Source organism: Commensalibacter melissae (genome assembly GCF_003691365.1).
In the GTDB taxonomy this organism is placed as follows: domain Bacteria; phylum Pseudomonadota; class Alphaproteobacteria; order Acetobacterales; family Acetobacteraceae; genus Commensalibacter; species Commensalibacter melissae.
The window spans coordinates 397,529-417,979 of the sequence record NZ_CP033087.1 but is presented as its reverse complement, the minus strand read 5'-3'; the positions used below and the strand labels follow the sequence as shown (position 1 = coordinate 417,979).

The following is a 20,451-nucleotide window of genomic DNA, read 5'->3' as shown; positions in this document are numbered from 1 at the left end:
CTCCGGTTTAAGAACAGGAATTAATTAGAAAACATTACGCAATGAAATAACAGTCTGGAAATCACAACGTAAATCAAATACATCAATAATAAAAGATTTCATATTATTTAAAACATTAAATCTCAACATATTCTTTTTTTAAACATGAAATTCAAATTAGTAATCTATTAATTTTATTCAGATAAAAAACAAAAATAAGATAATTATTATTAAAATATTACACTTGGAACAGTTAATAAATTTTTTAATCCTACATTAATTTCTTTATATTTTTCAATTTAATGTAAAAAAAAATATAAAATCAATTAATTATTTTTGTTATTTTTTATAAAACTGTCATAAACATAAATCAGGTAATCAGGTAAAATATCAGGCATAATTTTCTGAGCTTTCATAAACAAACCTATTTCATCAAACTCCTTCGACAAATAACGTGACAATATTAAAGATTGCTGAGTTTTATCAAGATAAGTCTGCTGTTTTAACAAGCTGCAAACTACTTCCGGTGATTTATCTAATAATTGGGCAAGCTGGCCAACCTCCGGAGACTGAGGAGTGAAATAGGCTATATTTCGCCTATTATCATCGATATTTTTCAATATTTTTTTTACAAAACTTTCCATCCAAAAAGGTTGATCTGAAATAATCTCATCCATCACAACCCATACCTGATATGTTGGATACCCCCATTTTGCCAACTGTGATGAATCTACTAATACATGTCCATCCTTGACGAACGGTAAAACTGTAGTTCCGTCAGCGTAGGCCCCATCAATTTCATTTTTCTGCCAAGCTTGTGTAATTTCATTATAATTCATATTTACTAGATGAATTTTTTCAACAGGAATATCATTATGCTGCAAATAACGTAACAGACTATAATAACTGCTTGTCATGAAAGGTACCGCAATATTTTTACCAACCAGATCTTGAGGAGTATCTATATGTTTCTGGCTTTTTACGATTAAGGCGCTTTCTTTACCATATTGCCGATCAATCGCGATTACACGTCCCTGCAAACCAACCGTTATAACTGACAAAAAAGTAACCATATCTACTGGAACGGCATCAACCTGACCAATAGACAAATTATGTAAGGCTTTAAAATCATCGTCATATTTTTTCCAGGCTATTGTTTCCCTGGCAACTTTTTGATGTTTTTCATCCAATTGAATAAAATTAGCGATATCAGCTTGATTTTTCCATCCAATTCGAAATTCCGCATTAGCACTTCGTAAGTTGAAAAAACATATCAAAGCAAAAATTGCAATCAGCCATACAATGAAAGAAAATCGTTTGGAACCTACATAAAAACAGTGCATCAACGGAAAATCTCGCTACGTTAAATAATTTATTAACTTACTAAAATAATATTTGATTTAATAACTGAAATTCACTTTAAAAGTAAAGTTTAACCTAAAGTAATATCAAATTAAATTTTTACAGAATAAATCCACCTCCTAAAACACGTGTCCCTTGATAAAAAACACATGCCTGACCAGGTGCTGGGTTAGCAGCCGTTTCCAATTCTACTCTTACCTTATCCTTTTTTTCAATTATAACTTTAGCAGGTCGTTCCTGATCCCGCGCACGAATCTGAACATTACAATATAAAAATTCAGTAGGCACAGGAATAAGCCAGTTCAAATCGCGTAAATAGAATGTTTGACAAATATTGTTTTGTTTTGGACCAATAACGATTCTTCTTTTTTCGGATTCAATTCGTAACACCATTTGTCGCTGCCCATCCCGCATGGCAAGATTACCCAACCGTTTTGTTTGACCAATGGTATATTTAGCAATACCTTCATGATGACCAATCACAACGCCCTGCTCGTCAACTATCTCGCCTGGCATAACACCTTCTGGTGCCAATTTCTCAACAATTTTTATATAAGAATTATCTGTAACGAAACATATGTCCTGGCTATCCGACTTCTGAGCAACAGCCAAATGAAAACGTTCGGCTTCTTCTCGAACTTTATCTTTATTTGGCATGTCCCCTAAAGGAAAACGCAAATATTCAAGCTGTTCGAGGGTGGTGGCGAATAAAAACCATGATTGGTCTCGACTTAAATCAACTGGACGGTGCAACTCTGGACCATTTTTTCCCACAATTCGACGCACATAATGACCTGTTGCCATCGCTTCTGCCCCAAGCTCTCGCGCCATTGTCAATAAATCCGTAAATTTGACTCCCTGATTACAGGCAATACATGGAACAGGCGTTTCTCCCTTTTGGTAAGATTGTGCGAAACGTTCAATTACCGTTGTTTGAAAACGGTCTTCTGCATCGATAACGTAATGCGGGATACCCAGCTTTTCTGATACCCTACGTGCATCCCTGATGTCCTGACCTGCACAACAGGCACCTTTTTTAACCACACCTCGCGCATCATAAAGCTGCAAGGTGGCACCAAAAACCTCATGGCCTTGTTCTTTTAGAAGAGCAGCCGTAACGGAACTGTCCACTCCGCCCGACATTGCAATCATAATACGCATTGGTTCAGGATAACTTTGGCAAGCGAACAACTAAACCATCTAATTCTTCTGTCATAATAATCTGACAACCCAATCGAGAGGTCCTTTCCAACCCAAAAGCCATATCCAGCATCTCCTCCTCTTCTTCTGCAGCAGGCTTTAATTTATCCCACCATGATTCATCAACAATTACATGACAGGTCGCACAAGCCAATGATCCCTCACAAGCACCTTCAAGATCAATTCCATGCTTATGCGCTATTTCCAATACTGAAAGCCCTACAGGAGCATCCACCTCACGACGTGTTCCATCTTGTTCAATAAAAACTATGTGTGGCATTTTATAGAATTCCTTATTTAAAAACCAATTAATATTCTGATTTTAACTCATGTCCCTTTTCTTACATCATACCATGCTGAATAAAGGTCATGAACGGTTTCAACAACTTCTTGTTTTGTTGTCATCCGACCAAAAGAAAGACGGATACTAGATAAAACTTCTTGTTCTGACAATCCCATGGATTGTAAAACATAGGATGGCATAGAAACATGATTGCACGCTGAACCTGTTGATAAACATAAATGTGGAATTCTTGCCAAAAGATCAAGGGCCTTAACCTCTGGAAATTGTAGATTAACACAATTTGACAAGGCATATTCGATTGATCCATTAATTTTAACTTGTGGAATTCTTGCCTGCAATTCATTTATCAAAAAACGTTTATAAGACGCTAAACGCCTGATCTCTTCATTTCCCTCATTCTGGAATAGCGAAAATGCCTTACCCAAACCAACAATCAAGGGAACTGGCAAAGTTCCTGATCGAATTCCTCGTTCCTGATATCCTCCATAAAATAAAGGTTCCACCCTTACCCGAGGTTTACGTTTTACATATAAAATGCCAATTCCTTTGGGCCCATAAATTTTATGCCCGGAAATTGAGGCAAGATCAATTCCCCAGGAACGCAACTGGATTTTTTCAGATACTTTTCCACAAGCCTGAGACAAATCACAATGAAAAAGAGCGCCATATTCATGAGACAATGCCGACAAATAAGGAATGTTCTGGATAACTCCTGTTTCATTATTAGCGGCCATGACACTGACTAATATTGTTGGAACCTGCAATGCCGCTTTCAAACTATCAGGATCAATCAATCCATCGGATTGAACTGGCAAAATAAAAGGATCAGCACCAATGGACTGTAAATTCTGGACTGTTTCAAGAACAGATTTATGTTCAGTCGCAATCGTGATAACCCGTTTGGTCTTGGGATAATGATCAATTAGATAACGCACACTACCCTGCAAGGCAATATTATTGGATTCAGTCGCACCAGAGGTAAAAATAATTTCTTGAGAAACCACCCCGAGCATTTCGGCAATGTCGGCACGAATCTTATCAATGGTTTTAGCAACATATTTACCCAATATATGCTCTGAATTAGCATTTGCAAAATTATGCACAAAATAGGGTAGCATCGCTTCAACAACACGTTCGTCACACGGTGTGGTCGATTGATAATCAAGGTAAATCACCTTTTCTTTTATCTTGTTTTTTCCTGAAAAATCCATTTTCTATAGATTATGAATCCTTTAACTTTTGAATCAACTGGCCATAAACATGAATAAAAGTTTCAACATCTTTTTGCTGGATATTCCATGGTAAAGATACACGGATCGTACAATCAGCCAATTCTTCCAACCCCATTGCTGATAAAACAGGTGAACGCGATAATTTTCCTGAAAAACATGCCGATCCCGTTGAGACACAGAAACCAGCCATATCCAAAGCCATAAATAATTTTTGCGCTGAAACTCCAGCATAAGCTATAGAGGATGTATTATCTAAACGTTCAGCTTCCTCGCCACAAATGACGGCTCCATATTTTTTCACTTCTTTTTCCAAATAATTACGTAATTTTAAAATATTGGAACGATCTTCTTTACAGGCCTCTTTTGCGGCAGTCATCAACCCTATAATTGCCGGAACAGCCAGAGTTCCTCCCCTTCTTCCCTGTTCCTGTCCTCCTCCACTAAAAAGAGGATTTATCTTTTTCGCATTTCTTTCATGACCAGCCAATAACAATGCGCCTACCCCTTTTGGACCTCCCATTTTGTGAGCTGAAAGAATCAGGCTGTCTGCTCCGATATCTTCCAAATTGAACATTATACGTCCAGCAGCCTGAGCTGCGTCTACATGAAGAATTGCACCATAATCATGACAAATTTTTGCTGCCTGTTGAATGGGATGTAATACACCTGTCTCATTATTGGCCAGCATTAAACACACTAATGGAGGTATTGACGTTTTTTTTAGGGCATCTTCTAAAAAGTTAAGATCGACAATGCCCTGCCGTGTTACAGGTAAAATTTTTTTTGAAAGGTCAATCTGCATGATTGCAGGATGTTCCGTAGCTCCCACCCAAAGAGGACGTTGTTGATTGCCTTCACCAATCTGACCATGTACAGCCAGTACATCTGCCTCTGTCCCACCAGAGGTAAAAATACAATTTTGAACGCTCCCCCCGAATAATTCGACCAAGGTTTCTCTTGCATCTTCCATTTGATTATAAATCTTGCGTCCCATTTGATGAACAGACGTTGGATTACCAGTCTGCTGCATGATATCCACCATTGCAGATATAACTGAAGAGCGCATGGGCTCACTGGCATTCGCATCTAGATATATAGATTGTCGTATCATTTCATTTATAATCCAATTTATTATATTAAACCATGAATTCCAAATATAACCTGCATAATTTATTGCATTACAACAATAATTTAATTAAATCTGTATTTAATTTACAATATATAAATACAAATATGAACCCTGTTACCTTATAATAGAAATATTTTCACAGATTTACTGGTAAATAAGCAAAGATAAAGGATATGTTAACCTTGTCCGATCACCATATCGCTATTGATTTTTCATTTATATTTTATAGATAAGACAAAAACACTTTCACTTTATAAGAAATATCTTTATAGAGATAAACTGTTTTTATTGTTTTCCTACACTCACTTATATTATTGTTAAATCTTACAAATTGTGCCAGTTTTAATAGATAAACGGATCGTTCTATGCCAGAGGTAATGTTTGCAGGCCCAGCAGGTCGTCTTGAAGGACGCTATCACCATTCCAGTCAACCTAACGCCCCCCTTGCCTTAATCCTACATCCCCATCCTCTGCAAGGTGGGACAATGAATAACCGAATTGCCTATACAATGTATTGTGCATTCCAAAAAATGAATTTTTCTGTACTACGTTATAATTCTCGTGGTGTTGGACGGTCTCAGGGACAATATGATGGTGGTATTGGTGAAATATCCGATGCGGCAGCGGCCCTGGACTGGTTACAGATGGCGAATACAAATTCCAGGGAATTATGGATCGCGGGGTATTCGTTTGGAGCCTTTATTGGAATGCAGCTCTTGATGCGTCGTCCTGAAATACAAGGATGGATCAGCATCGCGCCATTGGCAAACCACTATGATTTTAATTTTCTTGCACCTTGTCCATGCAGCGGTTTGATGATCGCAGGAGAATCCGACAGCATTGTCCCATTGCAGGAAATTGACAAACTTGTTGAAAAACTTAACACTCAAAAAGGCATCAAAGTTGCCTATAATACAATCCCTAATGCCGATCATATTTTTGCCGATCAAACTGAGCAGATCGAAAAAACAATTACCAATTACGTTAAGAAAATTTTAAAGAACAGATCTGATCAACCTTAGATTAACGTTGTTCTTTTATATCTCTTTAATTTTCCCGAATTAGATACATTTTATGTTAGGTAAAATATCTAAATTTTATTTTATCATAAAATGTTGTCTTTCTTTTGGTTTATTACCTAACCCTTTACACAAAAAATATGGCCTTTTTCTCTAAACGCAAATCACTGGAACAACTTACACTTGATTCAAAAAAACATGGTCTAAAACAATGTTTGGGTCCATGGCGTTTAACAATGATTGGGGTCGGCTCTACCATTGGCGCAGGCATTTTTGTCATGACAGGAACAGCTGCGGCTAATTTTGCTGGACCAGCAATTCTTTTATCCTTCATTATTGCTTCAATAGCATGTTTATTTACCGCCCTTTCCTATGGTGAACTGGCATCCACTATGCCGACTGCAGGATCGGCCTACAGTTATGCCTATACATCACTTGGTGAAAAATTCGCTTGGATTGTTGGATGGTTACTGTTGTTGGAATATGGAATATCGGCTGTATCAGTTGCCTCAGGATTTTCGAGTTATAGTGTATCCCTTCTAAAAGATTTTCATATTCATATCGCTTCATGGCTACATAATCCCATGATTCAACCTGCAATTGGTGGATATGGAAAAGGAATTGTATTTGTTAAGTCCCTTGACCTTATTGGAGCAGGATCTGTTCTGATCGCAGCCATCTTCCTCTTATATGGGGTTTCCGAATCAACAACAATTAATGCAATAATCGTCAGTTTAAAAATCGGAGTATTAATTCTTTTTATAATTTTGGGATTTCACTATATTAAACTGGAAAACCTGACACCTTTTATCCCCTCCTCAACAGGTCCGATGAATTTTGGAATCAGGGGCATTTTTCGGGCAGCCTCAACAATTTTTTTTGCCTATATAGGCTTTGAAGCTGTTTCCACAGCCGCATCAGAAGCCAAAAATCCTAAAAAGGACGTCCCCTTTGGAATCATAGCTTCCTTGTTTGTTTCAACCATGATCTATATTGGTGTAGCGCTAATTTTAGTCGGGGTTGTTCCTTATAGAAAATTAAACATTTCTGATCCACTGGCCCTGGCAATTGATTATATGAACATGCCAAATCTGGCCTGGATTTTGAAATCTAGCGCAGTTATCGGACTTTGCTCAGTAATGCTCGTTTTGCTATATGCTCAAAGCCGCATTTTCTACATCATGGCACAGGACGGATTGCTTCCACCAATTTTTAGCAAACTTCATCCTAAACATTGTACACCTTGGATAGGAACCATTATCCTCAGCCTCAGCATCGCCATTACAACAGCTTTTTTACCTATTGATATCATAAGTGACCTAATCAGCCTTGGAACCTCTCTGGCATTTGGTATTGTCTGTTTCACGGTTATATGGCAGCGGAATGTTCATCCCAATATTCATCGACCATTTCAAGTACCCTTTGGTGGATTCAAGATTAGAAATATCTGGATTGGTTATATTCCCGTTTGCGGCATCCTATGTTGCCTGACCATGATTTTTCCCTTGATCATTGACATGATTTATTCCCTAATTAATCATAATCCACTTCCACTGCTCTTAATGTTTATTTATAGTGTAATCGGTGTCTTTGGCTATTATTATTACGGACGCAAACATTCAATTCTGTCCAATTCAAAAGAAAAATGATATTTTAAAAAAATAGTTTTTTTAAATATGATTTTATTATGAATTTTCCATCACCTCTTCGCATTGCCGCCATTACAAAATGCTATCAAGAAACAACCATGCTTCCCATATGGATCAGGCATTATGCCAGACTAGTAGGAAAAGATAACTTGTTCATACTTGATGATGGCAGCGATCCGCCTGTCAAAGCTGAACAATACATTTATGTTGAGCACATTCCACGTCGCAAGTATTTGGATGAACAAGATAGCGTCAATATAATGAGCGAATGGCAGCATAAACTTTTAAAACTTTATGACTGGGTTCTTTGTATTGACACAGATGAATTTATAATCCCCCGTCCATCTCGTTGGACTTCCTTACATGAATATCTTGCACAATGTTCTGCCAAAACATGTCGATGTGTAGGTGTGGAAATCATTGATCCTTTGATTGGAAAACCTGTTGATTGGTCAAGACCCATTTTAAAACAACGTTCCAAGGGCACCATTAAAAGTTGGTCATGCAAACCCTCAGTTTCATCAGTTCCGACACGATGGGAACCCGGTTTTCATCGATGTCAAAATGAAACCCTTTTTGCGCACGATTTATGGCTGTTTCATTTGAAATATGCTGATCAGAACCACCTCCTAGAACGTTCAAAACTCAGACGCAGAATTCCAAGAAACCCAGAAGATATTAAAAATGGATTGGGAACCTCACATTTAATATCCGACAATGTTCTAATCAGGTTTCTAAAATCGCAGAGATCAAAAATTGGCACAGGAACCTTGGATGACTATTTGATCACTAATCCTGATCCTGATAACGCTGATTCACTCTATCTTGATATTCCCCATGAGTTTATTGATTTTTTATAATCAATTAAACAGACATCTCTAAATGCATTTTTATTTTTATGATTGTTTTCTATTTTTCATCGGTTTAATAGCCGGGACAATTGATACCCTTGCAGGTGGTGGAGGTTTAATAACCGTACCCGCTCTACTTTTTACCGGTATTAATATAATTCCTGCATTAGGTACAAATAAATTGCAATCAGCAATTGGTGAATTATCAGCCACATTACGATTTTGGAAAAGCGGACAACTAAGTTTTCATGGGCTTGCCATCCCTCTGTTTTTCACTGTAATCGGATCTGCCATAGGTACAATTACATTACAATACAGCGCTGATCAGGCCCTCAACAAAATAGTCCCATGGCTTTTATTGGCAATATTGCTTTATTATTATTTATTTCCAAACCTACATTTCAATCTTGAAAAAAGACAGTTGCCCATAAAACCGAAAATACTGCCATGGATGGGGACTGTAATTGGATTTTATAATGGCTTTTTTGGACCTGGAACAGGAGCTATCTGGACAATTTCATTAATGCAGATTTACAAATTACGTATTAACACTGCGACAATAATTACAAAACCATTAAATATCGCTGGAAATATTACCGCGCTCAGTATCTTCATATCAGGCGGACAAATCAACTATTTTAGTGCATTTATAATGGGTGTTGGTTCTTTTATAGGCGGACAGATTGGTGCATCCTTGGTTATTTACAAGAGTTCACGTTTTTTGCGTGTATTTTTTTTAATTGTCATGACATCATGCGTATTTTACAGTTTTGTCAAATATTATAATATACATTTTGTTTGATTTATGATAATCACAGAAATAATTATTTATTAAAAAGTCACAAGAATGGTTCCTTCTTCCACAGAATTAATCTTGGATCGGCTTAATCATTCAAAATTCCGGTCTAGATTTACATTACATGAAAAAGAACGAAAATATCTAATCGATAAAGGCCTTGATAAAATAATTGAACATGCTACAGATTTCATCAATCAACGTCTGGCTCCTGCTTTTCCAAAAAATGATAGAAAACAAACGCCATGGAAAGGACATCCTGTTTTTATCGCCCAACATGCCACAGCAACTTGTTGTCGCAGCTGCCTTGAAAAATGGTATAATATTCAAAAGGGGCAGGCCTTAACACAGACAGAAAAAGATTTTATCCTCGATTTGATCAAGGCTTGGATAAAAAGGGATTATCAAACTCATCAATCTGTGAAAAAACATTCATAACACGATCCAGACAGATAGCTTCGGTATACATTGATAAAGCCCTGGCCCGCCCATTTTCTCCCATTTTTTTTCTTTGTTCTGGATGAAAGGCAAGCCAGGCCATTGCCCTGGATAGCAAAGATATAGAACCTGGCGGGATCAATAGCCCTGTTTCTGAATGCTGCACTTGTTCTCGGGGACCCCGTATTGAAGTGCCTATAACAGGTAAACCACTTAACATTGCCTCGATAATGGACATTGGTAACCCTTCAAAATGACTGGGTAAAACAAAAACATCAGCAGCTTTCATCAACTGATCTATGTCTTGACGATATCCCCAAAAACGTATTTGATTACCCAATTTTTTTTGTGCTTTATTAAAAAGTTTATCCAATACCAAACCATAATCAGAAGGCAATCTTTCGCCTACAATCCATAATTCAACTTCTGGAAGCTTTTCTGCAATTGCAGAAAAAGCGACGATTAACTCTGGATAACCTTTATGTTGAACAAGACGGGAAACTATCATAAAAACTATATGATTCTGTGGAATCTTGTTTGCCTGTCTAAATTTCTGTTTCAGGGCAATATCAGAAAAGAATTTTGCTGGATCCCGACCGTTACCTATAAAAATAGGATTGGAATGAATGCCCAACCTTTTAGCATCTCGAGCCTCTTCCTGAGAGACAGTCATGTAAAAATTCGTAATTTTTCCACAACACCATTCAAGAACAAAGGATAACAGACGTCTTATCCATGATTTTATACCTTTCCCGGGTTGATTAAAAAGATATCCGTGACAAGTATAAATAATTACAGGCGTTCCACATAAAAAAGCGGCTATACGTGCCAATACGCCACTTATGGACATATGGGCATGAACGATGTCTGGTTTTTCAAGCTTGATTATACGGTAAAGGATCCAAAAAGCTTTTAACTGACCTATGATCGAAAAAGAACGGACAAAAGGAACGGTTCGGATCTGAAATCCCTCTTGTCTCACTTTCTCCAATAACCTTCCTTCTGCACAAACACCAATGACTTGATGGTGACAGGAACGCAACCTACGCATTAAGGGAAGTAGAAATTGATATAAGGCAAAATCAACATGTGCAATTTCCAAAATTTTCATAAATTCATTTATGCCTTACGACGCAGAGCCCATCGAATTTTAGTTATTTTTTCTTTATCATTTTGAATATTCTTAATATTTGAATGATTTAGAGAACTATTTATTTCTGATTGCCTCTGAATTTCTGAAGTTTTTTCCGGCAAATCTTCAGGCATTCCAACAGAAACATGATCCGCAGTGTTTCTTTGCCATATTTTTGCATCATCGTTTTGATTATGGAAAATAGCCACATAATCAGACCCTTCTTCTTTTTGCTCTTCGTTTAAAACCGATTGTTTGTCTTGTTTCTCAAATTTAGTAGTTATAGAAGCTTTATTCTCTTCAACATCATTTTTTTTTGATTGATGCAGATTATATAAAACAATCTGTTTAGTCGCAAGTCGAACTTTTTCACCAAAGTAGACGCTATTTTCAACTTTTCCCTCTGCATCGGAAAAACGGAACCACCAAATTTGTTTACCTTCTTGAGGATGTTGAAACGATAAAACAAAAATTTTTTCCTTCTCATTTTTCCGAATTTCAACCAATTTTTCTTCAACTTTAACCGAAGGATGTAGATGAAAACGAATAGTAAAAGGGTAAGACTGATCAAAATCGAGCGTTTCCTCCCCTCTTAAATCCTGACCATCCGCTGAAAGATAAAATTTACGATGATAAATTGCACCATATGCTTTTTGCCAGCCATTATGACTTAATTCCACCCAATGGGCACCCTCAGTCATTTCATGAATTGATTCAACTTTAAAATTTAAATCTTTTAATTGATTATCCTCCAGTAAAACACTTTCTGTATTGGATAATTTTAGAACAGAATGAGCCGCGGTTCCCGCCAATGCAGATCGCCAGGCTGATGATCCTCCAGCGCCACAATTAACAATTAATCTCTGTTTACCAGCAGAAAATTCAAAGGATAAAGCACCAAGATATTTTATATCTACCTTTTTCGGTGGAACACCACTGTCAATTAACAGAGTTGAACGATTGGCAAAACAACGAATATATCCACCCGCTTTCATATCCGTCATGGCGACACGTTTTTGTGTGGAATTACTCAGAACACGATCAATAAAATGTGCCTCATTCTCACTGGAACCATTAAATAGTGCAAGCCTGCCATCACCATGTCTCAATGCCCTTAAAGCACGACTGACATTATCAAGCACTAGAATAAGTTCGGAAGGGGGACGCATATTGATCAACTGGTACATCAAACGAATTTCGGTCAGATCTCTCAATACATACAGTTGTATTTCAGGGTTTCGTTCAATATGTATTCCATCTTCAAGAATCTGTTCAGCCAGTTCACTTTGCAGGAATTTACTGATTTTTGGTATTAAATCAAATTGTTCCGGCATACATAATGCAAGAGCCAGAGCGGCCTTTAATAACGTAAAATTTTCATGTGTATGATTGTCCAAAGGAAGCATGGCAACAACATATCTTCCTTCTTTCATAATTCGACGCATAAATTGTTGATGAAAATATTTTTCTGCTGATGCCGCAAAAAAATCATAGAACCCCAACCAATTCACTATACGATCTGCAAGGGTAATCGGTCTGTAAACAACAGAATCATAAGATGAAGGTGAATTGCCAATCCAATCCGTCACCAAATTTCTTGCTGCAAGACGCGCATTTTCTGTCCCTAGCTCTCGCATATCCCGTAACCACGAAAAACCATGCAGTTTGCCAATAATTTCACAGGAGAGGTTTTTATCACCCCATTGACCGGGATATAGGGAAATAACATAATCCTGGTAAATAAATTCCCCTTTTACAAGATGCATACCATAAACAGAATTTCCGGTCCATAAATCTCGCAAAATATATACTGGAACTTCGGGAATCTGTCCATAACCAATGGCAGGTAATCGTACCAGAGAAAGTCGGATTTTTTTTACCATTTCTTGAAAAGCCATCCTAAGCCTCCCTATTTCTCTGAATCATTTCTCCTAATGGGTGAAAGTCATAATTTAGCAAATTTTTTACTTTTTAGTTCCCCGCAATGCATCTATTGCCTGACCATAATCAGGTTGACCATAAATTGAAGTTCCAGCTATCAAAACATTGGCTCCCGCTTCTATCACCAGGGGTGCAGTTTGAACATTAATCCCGCCATCAACACTGATATGAATGGAACGACCCGACTTTTGAACCATTTCATGTATTGCACGAATTTTCGCCAATTGACTGGATAAAAATTTCTGTCCACCAAAACCAGGATTTACAGTCATAATTAGAATATTATCTACAAGGTCTATAACCTCGGAAATTGCATTGGCAGGTGTGGCCGGACATAATACAATCCCGGCTTTTATTCCAAACGATTTGATATGTTGCAAGGAACGATGCGCATGAGGCCCCGCCTCGATATGAAAAGAAATTTGATCGGCACCCGCCTGAACAAACGGTTCGATAAAAGGATCGACAGGTTCAATCATAAAATGCACATCAAAAAACAACTTGCTATAAGATCGCAAAGATTTGAGAACTACTGGGCCAAAAGTCATATTGGGAACAAAATGACCATCCATAACATCAAGATGTATCCAGTCAGCACCATGTTTGTCAACCGCCCTAATTTCCTCTCCCAAACATGCGAAATCTGCCGAAAGAACACTGGGGGCAATCAAGGGAACCCTTATATCCAATTTACAGCCTTTCTAAAATTTTCAAATACTATGTCAAACTATTAACTGCAGTTTATGATAAAATTTATGAATTGAACAGAAAAAACACGATTTGATTTTATCGTGTCCACCAATACAAAGATATATTTCACTTGAAATAATGTTTAATTAGTCTTCTTTTACAAAACGTGCGATAAAAAAACCATCCATTCCGCCTTTTTCTTGCCACATAGAAGGAAGCGTCCTAATCCATCCCTCTTCTGTTAATGCTTCAGTTAAAAATGGAATTTCTTTTTGTGTAAATGGTAGAGCCCTAACACCAGGTAAATTTCTAAAAAATTCTGCCTGCTCTTCTGCCTCGGAGCGCTGTAGGGAGCAAACACTGTAAACTAATCGTCCTCCTTTTTTTAGATAACCGATCGCTGCACCAATCAACTTTCGTTGAATCTTAACAAGACTTTGAATTTCATTTTCTTTTTTTAAATGCAAAACATCTGGATGTCGTCTAAAAATACCCGTGGCAGAACAGGGGGCATCCAGTAATATCGCATCAAATTCATTTTGATAATTTAAACTTCCAGCATCACCAAGAACCAACACTGCATCCATCTGTAACCGGTTCAGATTTTCTTTCAACCGTTTTAACCGTATTGATTTTTTTTCAACCGCAACAACATTTCCCCCTGCTTGAATTAATTGTGCTGTCTTACCACCGGGTGCCGCACATAAATCAGCAACTTTTTCATTTTCCTTCACATTCAAAAGATAGGCAGGTAGAGATGCCGCTATATCCTGAATCCAGAACTGCCCCTCCTGATAACCGTCAAGCTGTTCAACCTTTACATGACAAGAATAACGCCAATGATTATTCATTAATTGCACACCTCCTTCTGGAACAGTAGCATTCGTTTTAAAATGCATATCCAAAGGGGGTTCACTATCCAACAGGGTTGCCAACTGACGAGGATTAAATCCTGCCTGATTCCATGACTTCCATAGCCATGCAGGGATATTCAAGCGATTTTGATCAAGATCCTTCAGTATGCTTGGTCCATTTTCAGAAATCCTCCTGAGAACAGCATTGACTAGACCCGTAAACTTCGCAAATCCATTATGACGCGCAAGTTCTACAGATGTATAGATAGCGGCATGTACAGGTGTTTCCAAAAAAAGAATTTGAGCCACCCCTAGCAAAATAATCCATAATACCTGCTGTGGTGGCGATCGTTTCAGAAAAGGTTCTACAAGCGCCTCTAATGTTCCTTTTTTTCTCAAGATACAGACAATTAATCGATATGCTGCTGCCTTATCCCTTTGATCAACATCAACAGGTAAAGCATTTTTTAATGCTGTTTCTAACGGAAGATGTTTCCAGTCAAATATCTGACAAACAGTATCAAAAGCAATTTGTCGAGTAGGATCATTATTTCTGTCAGATCGGATATTTTCTTTCGATGACAGATGATTCTTAATTGATATATCTTTTTTCAAAAAATTATAACTTTTCTTACTTAAAATCATTATAGTTTTAAATGAATTAAATAGTAAATATATTCACTTTCAATAAATAAAATTACTACATTCTCTGCTCCATTTTTCTGATAATCAATTTTTACCAGAATTGCGAGATTTCACCTTAACTAATTATTTATCTTTAGACTCTAACAGTAAAATATTATAAATTATCCAAAAAAATAAATCCAATATAAAAGAATTTAATCCCGAATGAATTTAAATTCATATTTAAAAACTTTATCAACATAAACCCAGAAATTATATTTAAATGAAAAATTGGACTATTCTTTTACCGTATTATAATGAAGCAACTTTTCTTCCAGGTACTCTTGAAAGTATAGCATTACAAAATTATCAAAAATTTAAACTTATTCTAATCAATAATCATTCCACAGATAATTCTGAAAAGATAGCCAGAAAATTTATGGATTTTTATCCTGCAATTGAGGTGCAGTTTATCAATGAAAAACTTCCTGGAAAAACAAATGCCTTACATACTGGATTAAATCATGTCACCACCCCTTTTGTGGCAACCATGGATGCTGATACTTACTATCCTCAACATTATTTGGAATTTTGTAATCAGATCTTTGAAAGTCACCCAGAATATTCTGCCGTGATGGCTTGTGATATTTATCAGCCCTTTAAAAATCGCAAAAGTCAAAAACGATGTCGGAAAATATATTTAAAATCAAAATTAATGCCCAAGCAATGTCATGCTGGAGGATATGCACAGACTTTTCGTACTAAAAGTTTAAAGCAAATTGGGGGATTTGATCAAAAATTATGGCCTTATGTCTTTGAAGATCATGAGGTTATTCATAGACTTTTAAAAATTGGTAAAGTTTATTACTCTCCAAAACATTGGTGTATTCCATCGGAAAGACGCACAAAACATAAAAATATTCGCTGGAGCCGCATGGAAAAGTTTCTATATGAATACACCCCTTTTTTTCTCAAGGATTGGTACTTTTATTCTTTCTTAAAAAACAGGTATATTAAGAAAAACACTTCCATTCTTCAGCTTAGACAACGGGAATGGGAATAAAATCCAATTCGTGAGGATTAATTTGAATACTTCAGTGAAAATAATCCTATTTGAAATAACTTACCGATACTGTATGATAAAATGTGTTTCTAATTTTATATAATTTATTAAATGCATGATTCAATCCAAAAAATTATAAGCCGAAATTTAAATTCTATACGGGATAAAATTCAACAGGCTGCTTGTAAAGCTGGACGTAAACCAAATGATATTCGACTTGTTGCCGTTTCAAAATTTCATCCCGTGGAATCAATATATGCAGCTTTCAATGATAAACAGTTGATATTTGGTGAAAACCGTATTCAAGAGGCAAAAAAGAAATTTGCACCCATTTTTTCGGAACAGCCAGATATTAAGCTGCACATTATAGGTCCCATCCAGAGCAATAAATTATTGGATGCCGTTAAAATCGCGGATACAATTGAAACTGTTGACCGCCTGTCAATTCTCGACCCGCTTGAAAAAGCCATTCAGAAAACAGGACGGTCCCCCACCCTTTTCATCCAAATCAATACAGGAAGAGAACCGCAAAAGGCAGGAATTTATCCCGAAGATGCGGATCATTTTATTTCATTATGCAGGAAACGGTTTGGATCCTCAATTCAGGGTGTAATGGGTATTCCCCCCGTTCATGAAGACCCTGTTCCTCATTTTAGAAAACTTGCCAATCTTGCCAGAAAATTTGGTCTGAATGAAATATCAATGGGAATGTCAAATGATTTTGAAACAGCCATTGCATGTGGAGCAACGTATGTTAGGGTGGGAACTGGAGTATTTGGAACACGCCCTTTAAATCCTAAAAATAATTCATTCCAATAATGAACAGCTGCAAATTTAATATTTACCGCAATCGCAACCTAGGTGGAGTAATATATCATGCTTTCTTCTCATGAGGAAAACATCAACCCTGATAATGAAGCAAACCAAGAAGAGAATGATAGTGTAAGTACGGATGATATCAATATCATCGAGGGAAAAACCCCTTCAAAAATAGAAAATGAGGATGAAACTCCATCAGATACACTTTATAAACAAGACACGATTGCGGTATTACCATCTCTGGATCAGGAAAACCAAGTTACAGAATTCGGAACCGATCAACCAGAACATAAAATCAGACCATTAAGTTTGGCTATTTTGTTGACTGTTCTGGGCGTTGTCTATGGTGATATCGGGACAAGCCCTATTTACGCCCTACGTTCCACAATTTTAGTTGTATCCAATCATCACAGCAATATTAAGTCCTGGGAGGTTTTCGGTGTTGTCAGCTTAATTTTCTGGGCATTAATATTAATCGTTACAATTAAATATGTAACGCTGGTTATGCGCGCTGATCATAATGGAGAGGGTGGAATCCTCGCCTTGATGTCCTTGGCTCAACGTGTATCAAAAACAACCAGAGGAAAAATATTTCTGGGAATTGTCGGTATTGCAGGAACCTGTCTTTTTTTTGGAGATGGAATGATTACCCCGGCAATTTCAGTTTTGTCAGCAATTGAAGGTCTGGAAGTTTCTCTTCCAGAGACAAAAAATTTCATCATCCCCCTTGCCCTTATAATCCTGGTTGCATTATTCAGTTTTCAAAGCAAGGGAACTGAACATATAGGTAAAATTTTCGGTCCAATCATGCTTATATGGTTTGCGACTATAGGTTTTCTGGGTGCCTATGAGGTTCTGAAATATCCCTATATCCTTTTGGCTCTTTCTCCGCATCATGCGATTTTATTTATCATCCATCACGGTTGGATGGCGTTTATTGCCCTTGGATCCGTCGTTTTGGCAGTAACAGGTGCTGAAGCTTTATATGCTGATATGGGACATTTTGGAAGAAGTCCAATTCGTTACAGCTGGATCTGTTTTGTCCTTCCTTGTCTGACTTTAAATTACCTTGGACAAGGTGCCCTCATTCTTTCCAATGCCAAATTTCTGGAAAACCCGTTTTTCTATTTGGCTCCTCATTGGTTTAATATCCCTCTGGTTATCCTTTCCACATTTGCAACTGTTATCGCCAGTCAGGCCGGAATTTCAGGAGGATTTTCACTTGCACGCCAATTAACCCAACTTGGATATTTTCCAAGGCTGCGTATTCGACATACCAATGCACGAGAAGAGGGACAAATTTATATTCCTGAAGTCAATAATGCCTTAATGATTGGATCCCTCTTATTGATTTTAAGTTTCCAATCCTCTGATGCATTGGCCGCTGCATACGGAATTGCAGTTACGGGAACCTTTACTTGTACCTCTATTCTTTCCTCTGTGGTTTTTAACCGTTCTTACAAATGGTCGATATACAAAGTCGCATGTACATTTGGAATTTTCTTTATCATTGATATCACTTTCTTTTCGGCAAATGCCCTGAAGATTCCACAAGGCGGGTGGGTCCCATTATTATTGGGAATTTGTTTGACCATCCTCATGACAACATGGAATAAAGGACGCACCCTGGTTTATAATAAACGGGCACAAAGTGCTTTACCAATCGCCTCATTTTTAAACCGCCTACCTCAATCCCATTTAACAAGAGTTCCTGGTATTGCCATTTTCATGACACCAGACCCTCTTTCTGTTCCAAGTTCCCTATTACATAACATTCGGCACAACAAAGTTTTACATGAACATGTATTTTTTGTAACTATTGAAAATCTGAAACAACCAGAGGCGGAACGTGGGCACCGTATTGCAATGCGGCAACTCGCACCCAATATTTATCAAGTGATAATTCGATACGGATTTATGGAAATGCCTAATTTGCCCCGTGCTCTTGAACTGATGAAAACTCAACCCAACCTGAAATTCTTTGATACTTTACAAGCTTCATATTTTACAACAAGGGAACAAATTGTAAGAGCCCCTATTTCTAAAATGAGTAAATGGCGAATGAATATATTCATGTTCATGTTACGTAATGCCAGCCCGATTACCGATTTCTTAAGAATTCCCGTGGATCGGGTTGTTGAACTTTCAGTCCGTATTGCTGTTTGATGAATGAAATAAAATTATTAAATTTGGAAAAAAAGACAAGAAAACATAAGCCTGATCCCTTGGCTCTTTATATCCATTGGCCTTTTTGCCTGTCCAAATGTCCCTATTGCGATTTCAATAGCCATGTTGCCCCAATCATTCCACAGGAAACCTATGCACATGCTTTGCTTAAGGAATTACGTCATGCTATTTCAAAAATTGAAAATTATAAGTTAACCTCAATTTTTTTTGGTGGTGGCACCCCCTCTTTAATGGATCCTATAACAGTGCATAAATTGATTGATTATGCCATCAAGCATTTACCTGTTACTGAGGACCTTGAAATCACCCTTGAAGCCAATCCAACCAGTGTTGAAATCCAAAAGTTAAAAGATTTTCAACAGGCAGGTGTTAACCGTATTTCCCTTGGTATCCAAAGTCTTAACCAACAAGCACTACAAAAGTTAGGTCGTCAACATGATGCAAAGCAGGCAATTGACGCCTTAACACTTGCCAAACGCCTATTTCCGAGAATTTCCTTTGATCTTATCTATGCACGTGAGGAACAAACCCTTTCCGAATGGCAGAAAGAATTAAAAATGGCACTGGATTTGGCTCATGATCATTTATCACTCTACCAGTTGACAATAGAACCAGGAACAGTTTTTGCCAAATATGAAAAACAGGGGAAATTATCTCTCCCTGATGAAAAATTAAGTAGTGAATTATTAATTGCCACGGAAGAAATGACACATCAATATGGTATGTATAATTACGAAATTTCTAATTATGCTAAAATTGGTGCGGAAAGCAGGCACAATCTTGCCTATTGGCGTTATCAGGATTATATTGGTATTGGGCCGGGAGCACACGGCAGAATTACGGAAAATGCTGTTTTATATGCTACAGAACGTAAGAAAAATCCTAAAATTTGGCTTGAATTAGTGCAAAAAAATGGTAACGCCCTAATTATCAAGGAAGCCTTGAATTCAATCGACAAAGCTCGTGAAATGATATTAATGGGATTACGTTTGAAAGAGGGTGTTGATTCTATTGCCTTTCAAAAAAAATGCAATATGACTTTAACCAATGCAATCGATATGAAAATCTTAGAAGCGCTTGTAGAAGAAGATTATATCTTGTGGGACCAAAAACGGTTGAAAACAACTCCGACAGGAAGCATGCGATTAAATGCTATTTTAGACATCTTGGTAAAATAGGAAT

General features: G+C 37.2%; 18 protein-coding genes. 9 read left to right on the top strand and 9 right to left on the bottom strand.

The window, feature by feature from the left end; all coding sequences use genetic code 11:
* Window positions 1-305 precede the first annotated feature (305 nt).
* From D9V35_RS01965 to D9V35_RS01945, 5 genes are all read right to left on the bottom strand, one after another.
* Complete coding sequence (locus D9V35_RS01965; RefSeq protein ID WP_122123084.1) at window positions 306-1,322, bottom strand: taurine ABC transporter substrate-binding protein; 1,017 nt, start codon at window positions 1,320-1,322, stop codon at window positions 306-308.
* A gap of 118 nt (window positions 1,323-1,440) precedes the next feature.
* Entirely contained in the window at window positions 1,441-2,502 is a 1,062-nt protein-coding gene (mnmA, locus tag D9V35_RS01960; protein WP_110439425.1) for a tRNA 2-thiouridine(34) synthase MnmA, read from the bottom strand.
* Window positions 2,503-2,506: 4 nt separating this feature from the next.
* Entirely contained in the window at window positions 2,507-2,821 is a 315-nt protein-coding gene (locus tag D9V35_RS01955; RefSeq protein ID WP_110439424.1) for a ferredoxin family 2Fe-2S iron-sulfur cluster binding protein, read from the bottom strand.
* Window positions 2,822-2,868: 47 nt separating this feature from the next.
* Window positions 2,869-4,056 carry a cysteine desulfurase family protein gene (locus D9V35_RS01950; RefSeq protein WP_122123083.1) on the bottom strand — a complete coding sequence of 396 codons (1,188 nt, stop codon included), beginning with the start codon at window positions 4,054-4,056 and terminating at the stop codon, window positions 2,869-2,871.
* Window positions 4,057-4,066: 10 nt separating this feature from the next.
* On the bottom strand, window positions 4,067-5,188 hold the full coding sequence (locus tag D9V35_RS01945; protein WP_110439422.1) for a cysteine desulfurase family protein: 1,122 nt from the start codon (window positions 5,186-5,188) through the stop codon (window positions 4,067-4,069).
* A 383-nt stretch (window positions 5,189-5,571) separates the two neighbouring features.
* Here D9V35_RS01945 and D9V35_RS01940 point away from each other — a divergent pair, with 383 nt between their 5' ends.
* From D9V35_RS01940 to D9V35_RS01920, 5 genes are all read left to right on the top strand, one after another.
* Complete coding sequence (locus tag D9V35_RS01940; RefSeq protein WP_110439421.1) at window positions 5,572-6,228, top strand: alpha/beta hydrolase; 657 nt, start codon at window positions 5,572-5,574, stop codon at window positions 6,226-6,228.
* Window positions 6,229-6,365: 137 nt separating this feature from the next.
* Window positions 6,366-7,874, top strand: a complete 1,509-nt coding sequence (locus D9V35_RS01935; protein WP_110439420.1) for an APC family permease — start codon at window positions 6,366-6,368, stop codon at window positions 7,872-7,874.
* A gap of 38 nt (window positions 7,875-7,912) precedes the next feature.
* Complete coding sequence (locus tag D9V35_RS01930) at window positions 7,913-8,734, top strand: glycosyltransferase family 2 protein (RefSeq protein WP_122123081.1); 822 nt, start codon at window positions 7,913-7,915, stop codon at window positions 8,732-8,734.
* Between the two features lie 22 nt (window positions 8,735-8,756).
* Window positions 8,757-9,527 (top strand): sulfite exporter TauE/SafE family protein, encoded by a 771-nt coding sequence (locus D9V35_RS01925; RefSeq protein ID WP_110439418.1) that lies wholly within the window; start codon window positions 8,757-8,759, stop codon window positions 9,525-9,527.
* Window positions 9,528-9,572: 45 nt separating this feature from the next.
* Complete coding sequence (locus D9V35_RS01920) at window positions 9,573-9,959, top strand: DUF4186 domain-containing protein (RefSeq protein ID WP_110439417.1); 387 nt, start codon at window positions 9,573-9,575, stop codon at window positions 9,957-9,959.
* Here D9V35_RS01920 and D9V35_RS01915 read toward each other — a convergent pair.
* The 4 genes from D9V35_RS01915 to D9V35_RS01900 form a co-directional block, all read right to left on the bottom strand.
* On the bottom strand, window positions 9,901-11,070 hold the full coding sequence (locus tag D9V35_RS01915) for a glycosyltransferase family 4 protein (protein WP_122123080.1): 1,170 nt from the start codon (window positions 11,068-11,070) through the stop codon (window positions 9,901-9,903). The two genes, D9V35_RS01920 and D9V35_RS01915, sit on opposite strands and share 59 nt — an antisense overlap.
* An 8-nt stretch (window positions 11,071-11,078) precedes the next feature.
* Window positions 11,079-12,989 carry a heparinase II/III family protein gene (locus D9V35_RS01910; RefSeq protein ID WP_122123079.1) on the bottom strand — a complete coding sequence of 637 codons (1,911 nt, stop codon included), beginning with the start codon at window positions 12,987-12,989 and terminating at the stop codon, window positions 11,079-11,081.
* Between the two features lie 66 nt (window positions 12,990-13,055).
* Window positions 13,056-13,721: a ribulose-phosphate 3-epimerase gene (gene rpe, locus D9V35_RS01905; RefSeq protein WP_110439414.1), complete on the bottom strand. Its 666-nt coding sequence runs from the start codon at window positions 13,719-13,721 to the stop codon at window positions 13,056-13,058.
* Window positions 13,722-13,868: 147 nt separating this feature from the next.
* On the bottom strand, window positions 13,869-15,191 hold the full coding sequence (locus D9V35_RS01900; protein WP_240993389.1) for an RsmB/NOP family class I SAM-dependent RNA methyltransferase: 1,323 nt from the start codon (window positions 15,189-15,191) through the stop codon (window positions 13,869-13,871).
* A 292-nt stretch (window positions 15,192-15,483) separates the two neighbouring features.
* Here D9V35_RS01900 and D9V35_RS01895 point away from each other — a divergent pair, with 292 nt between their 5' ends.
* The 4 genes from D9V35_RS01895 (at window position 15,484) to hemW (ending at window position 20,447) form a co-directional block, all read left to right on the top strand.
* A complete protein-coding gene (locus D9V35_RS01895; RefSeq protein WP_122123077.1) occupies window positions 15,484-16,263 on the top strand; it encodes a glycosyltransferase family 2 protein in 780 nt (259 codons plus the stop codon).
* Window positions 16,264-16,374: 111 nt separating this feature from the next.
* A complete protein-coding gene (locus D9V35_RS01890; protein ID WP_122123076.1) occupies window positions 16,375-17,082 on the top strand; it encodes a YggS family pyridoxal phosphate-dependent enzyme in 708 nt (235 codons plus the stop codon).
* A 57-nt stretch (window positions 17,083-17,139) separates the two neighbouring features.
* Window positions 17,140-19,248 carry a potassium transporter Kup gene (locus D9V35_RS01885; RefSeq protein WP_122123075.1) on the top strand — a complete coding sequence of 703 codons (2,109 nt, stop codon included), beginning with the start codon at window positions 17,140-17,142 and terminating at the stop codon, window positions 19,246-19,248.
* Window positions 19,248-20,447 carry a radical SAM family heme chaperone HemW gene (hemW, locus tag D9V35_RS01880; protein WP_122123074.1) on the top strand — a complete coding sequence of 400 codons (1,200 nt, stop codon included), beginning with the start codon at window positions 19,248-19,250 and terminating at the stop codon, window positions 20,445-20,447. Before D9V35_RS01885 ends, hemW begins: the two co-directional genes overlap by 1 nt.
* Window positions 20,448-20,451 lie beyond the last annotated feature (4 nt).

Excerpts from the sequence above, each read along its gene's own strand:
- D9V35_RS01910 (WP_122123079.1), bottom strand. The coding sequence starts at position 12,989 with ATGGCTTTTCAAGAAATGGTAAAAAAAATCCGACTTTCTCTGGTACGA.
- D9V35_RS01925 (WP_110439418.1), top strand. The coding sequence starts at position 8,757 with ATGCATTTTTATTTTTATGATTGTTTTCTATTTTTCATCGGTTTAATA.
- hemW (WP_122123074.1), top strand. The coding sequence starts at position 19,248 with ATGAATGAAATAAAATTATTAAATTTGGAAAAAAAGACAAGAAAACAT.
- D9V35_RS01965 (WP_122123084.1), bottom strand. The coding sequence starts at position 1,322 with ATGCACTGTTTTTATGTAGGTTCCAAACGATTTTCTTTCATTGTATGG.
- D9V35_RS01920 (WP_110439417.1), top strand. The coding sequence starts at position 9,573 with ATGGTTCCTTCTTCCACAGAATTAATCTTGGATCGGCTTAATCATTCA.
- D9V35_RS01935 (WP_110439420.1), top strand. The coding sequence starts at position 6,366 with ATGGCCTTTTTCTCTAAACGCAAATCACTGGAACAACTTACACTTGAT.
- mnmA (WP_110439425.1), bottom strand. The coding sequence starts at position 2,502 with ATGCGTATTATGATTGCAATGTCGGGCGGAGTGGACAGTTCCGTTACG.
- D9V35_RS01950 (WP_122123083.1), bottom strand. The coding sequence starts at position 4,056 with ATGGATTTTTCAGGAAAAAACAAGATAAAAGAAAAGGTGATTTACCTT.
- D9V35_RS01940 (WP_110439421.1), top strand. The coding sequence starts at position 5,572 with ATGCCAGAGGTAATGTTTGCAGGCCCAGCAGGTCGTCTTGAAGGACGC.
- D9V35_RS01955 (WP_110439424.1), bottom strand. The coding sequence starts at position 2,821 with ATGCCACACATAGTTTTTATTGAACAAGATGGAACACGTCGTGAGGTG.
- D9V35_RS01930 (WP_122123081.1), top strand. The coding sequence starts at position 7,913 with ATGAATTTTCCATCACCTCTTCGCATTGCCGCCATTACAAAATGCTAT.
- D9V35_RS01945 (WP_110439422.1), bottom strand. The coding sequence starts at position 5,188 with ATGATACGACAATCTATATATCTAGATGCGAATGCCAGTGAGCCCATG.
- D9V35_RS01885 (WP_122123075.1), top strand. The coding sequence starts at position 17,140 with ATGCTTTCTTCTCATGAGGAAAACATCAACCCTGATAATGAAGCAAAC.
- D9V35_RS01895 (WP_122123077.1), top strand. The coding sequence starts at position 15,484 with ATGAAAAATTGGACTATTCTTTTACCGTATTATAATGAAGCAACTTTT.
- D9V35_RS01915 (WP_122123080.1), bottom strand. The coding sequence starts at position 11,070 with ATGAAAATTTTGGAAATTGCACATGTTGATTTTGCCTTATATCAATTT.
- D9V35_RS01890 (WP_122123076.1), top strand. The coding sequence starts at position 16,375 with ATGCATGATTCAATCCAAAAAATTATAAGCCGAAATTTAAATTCTATA.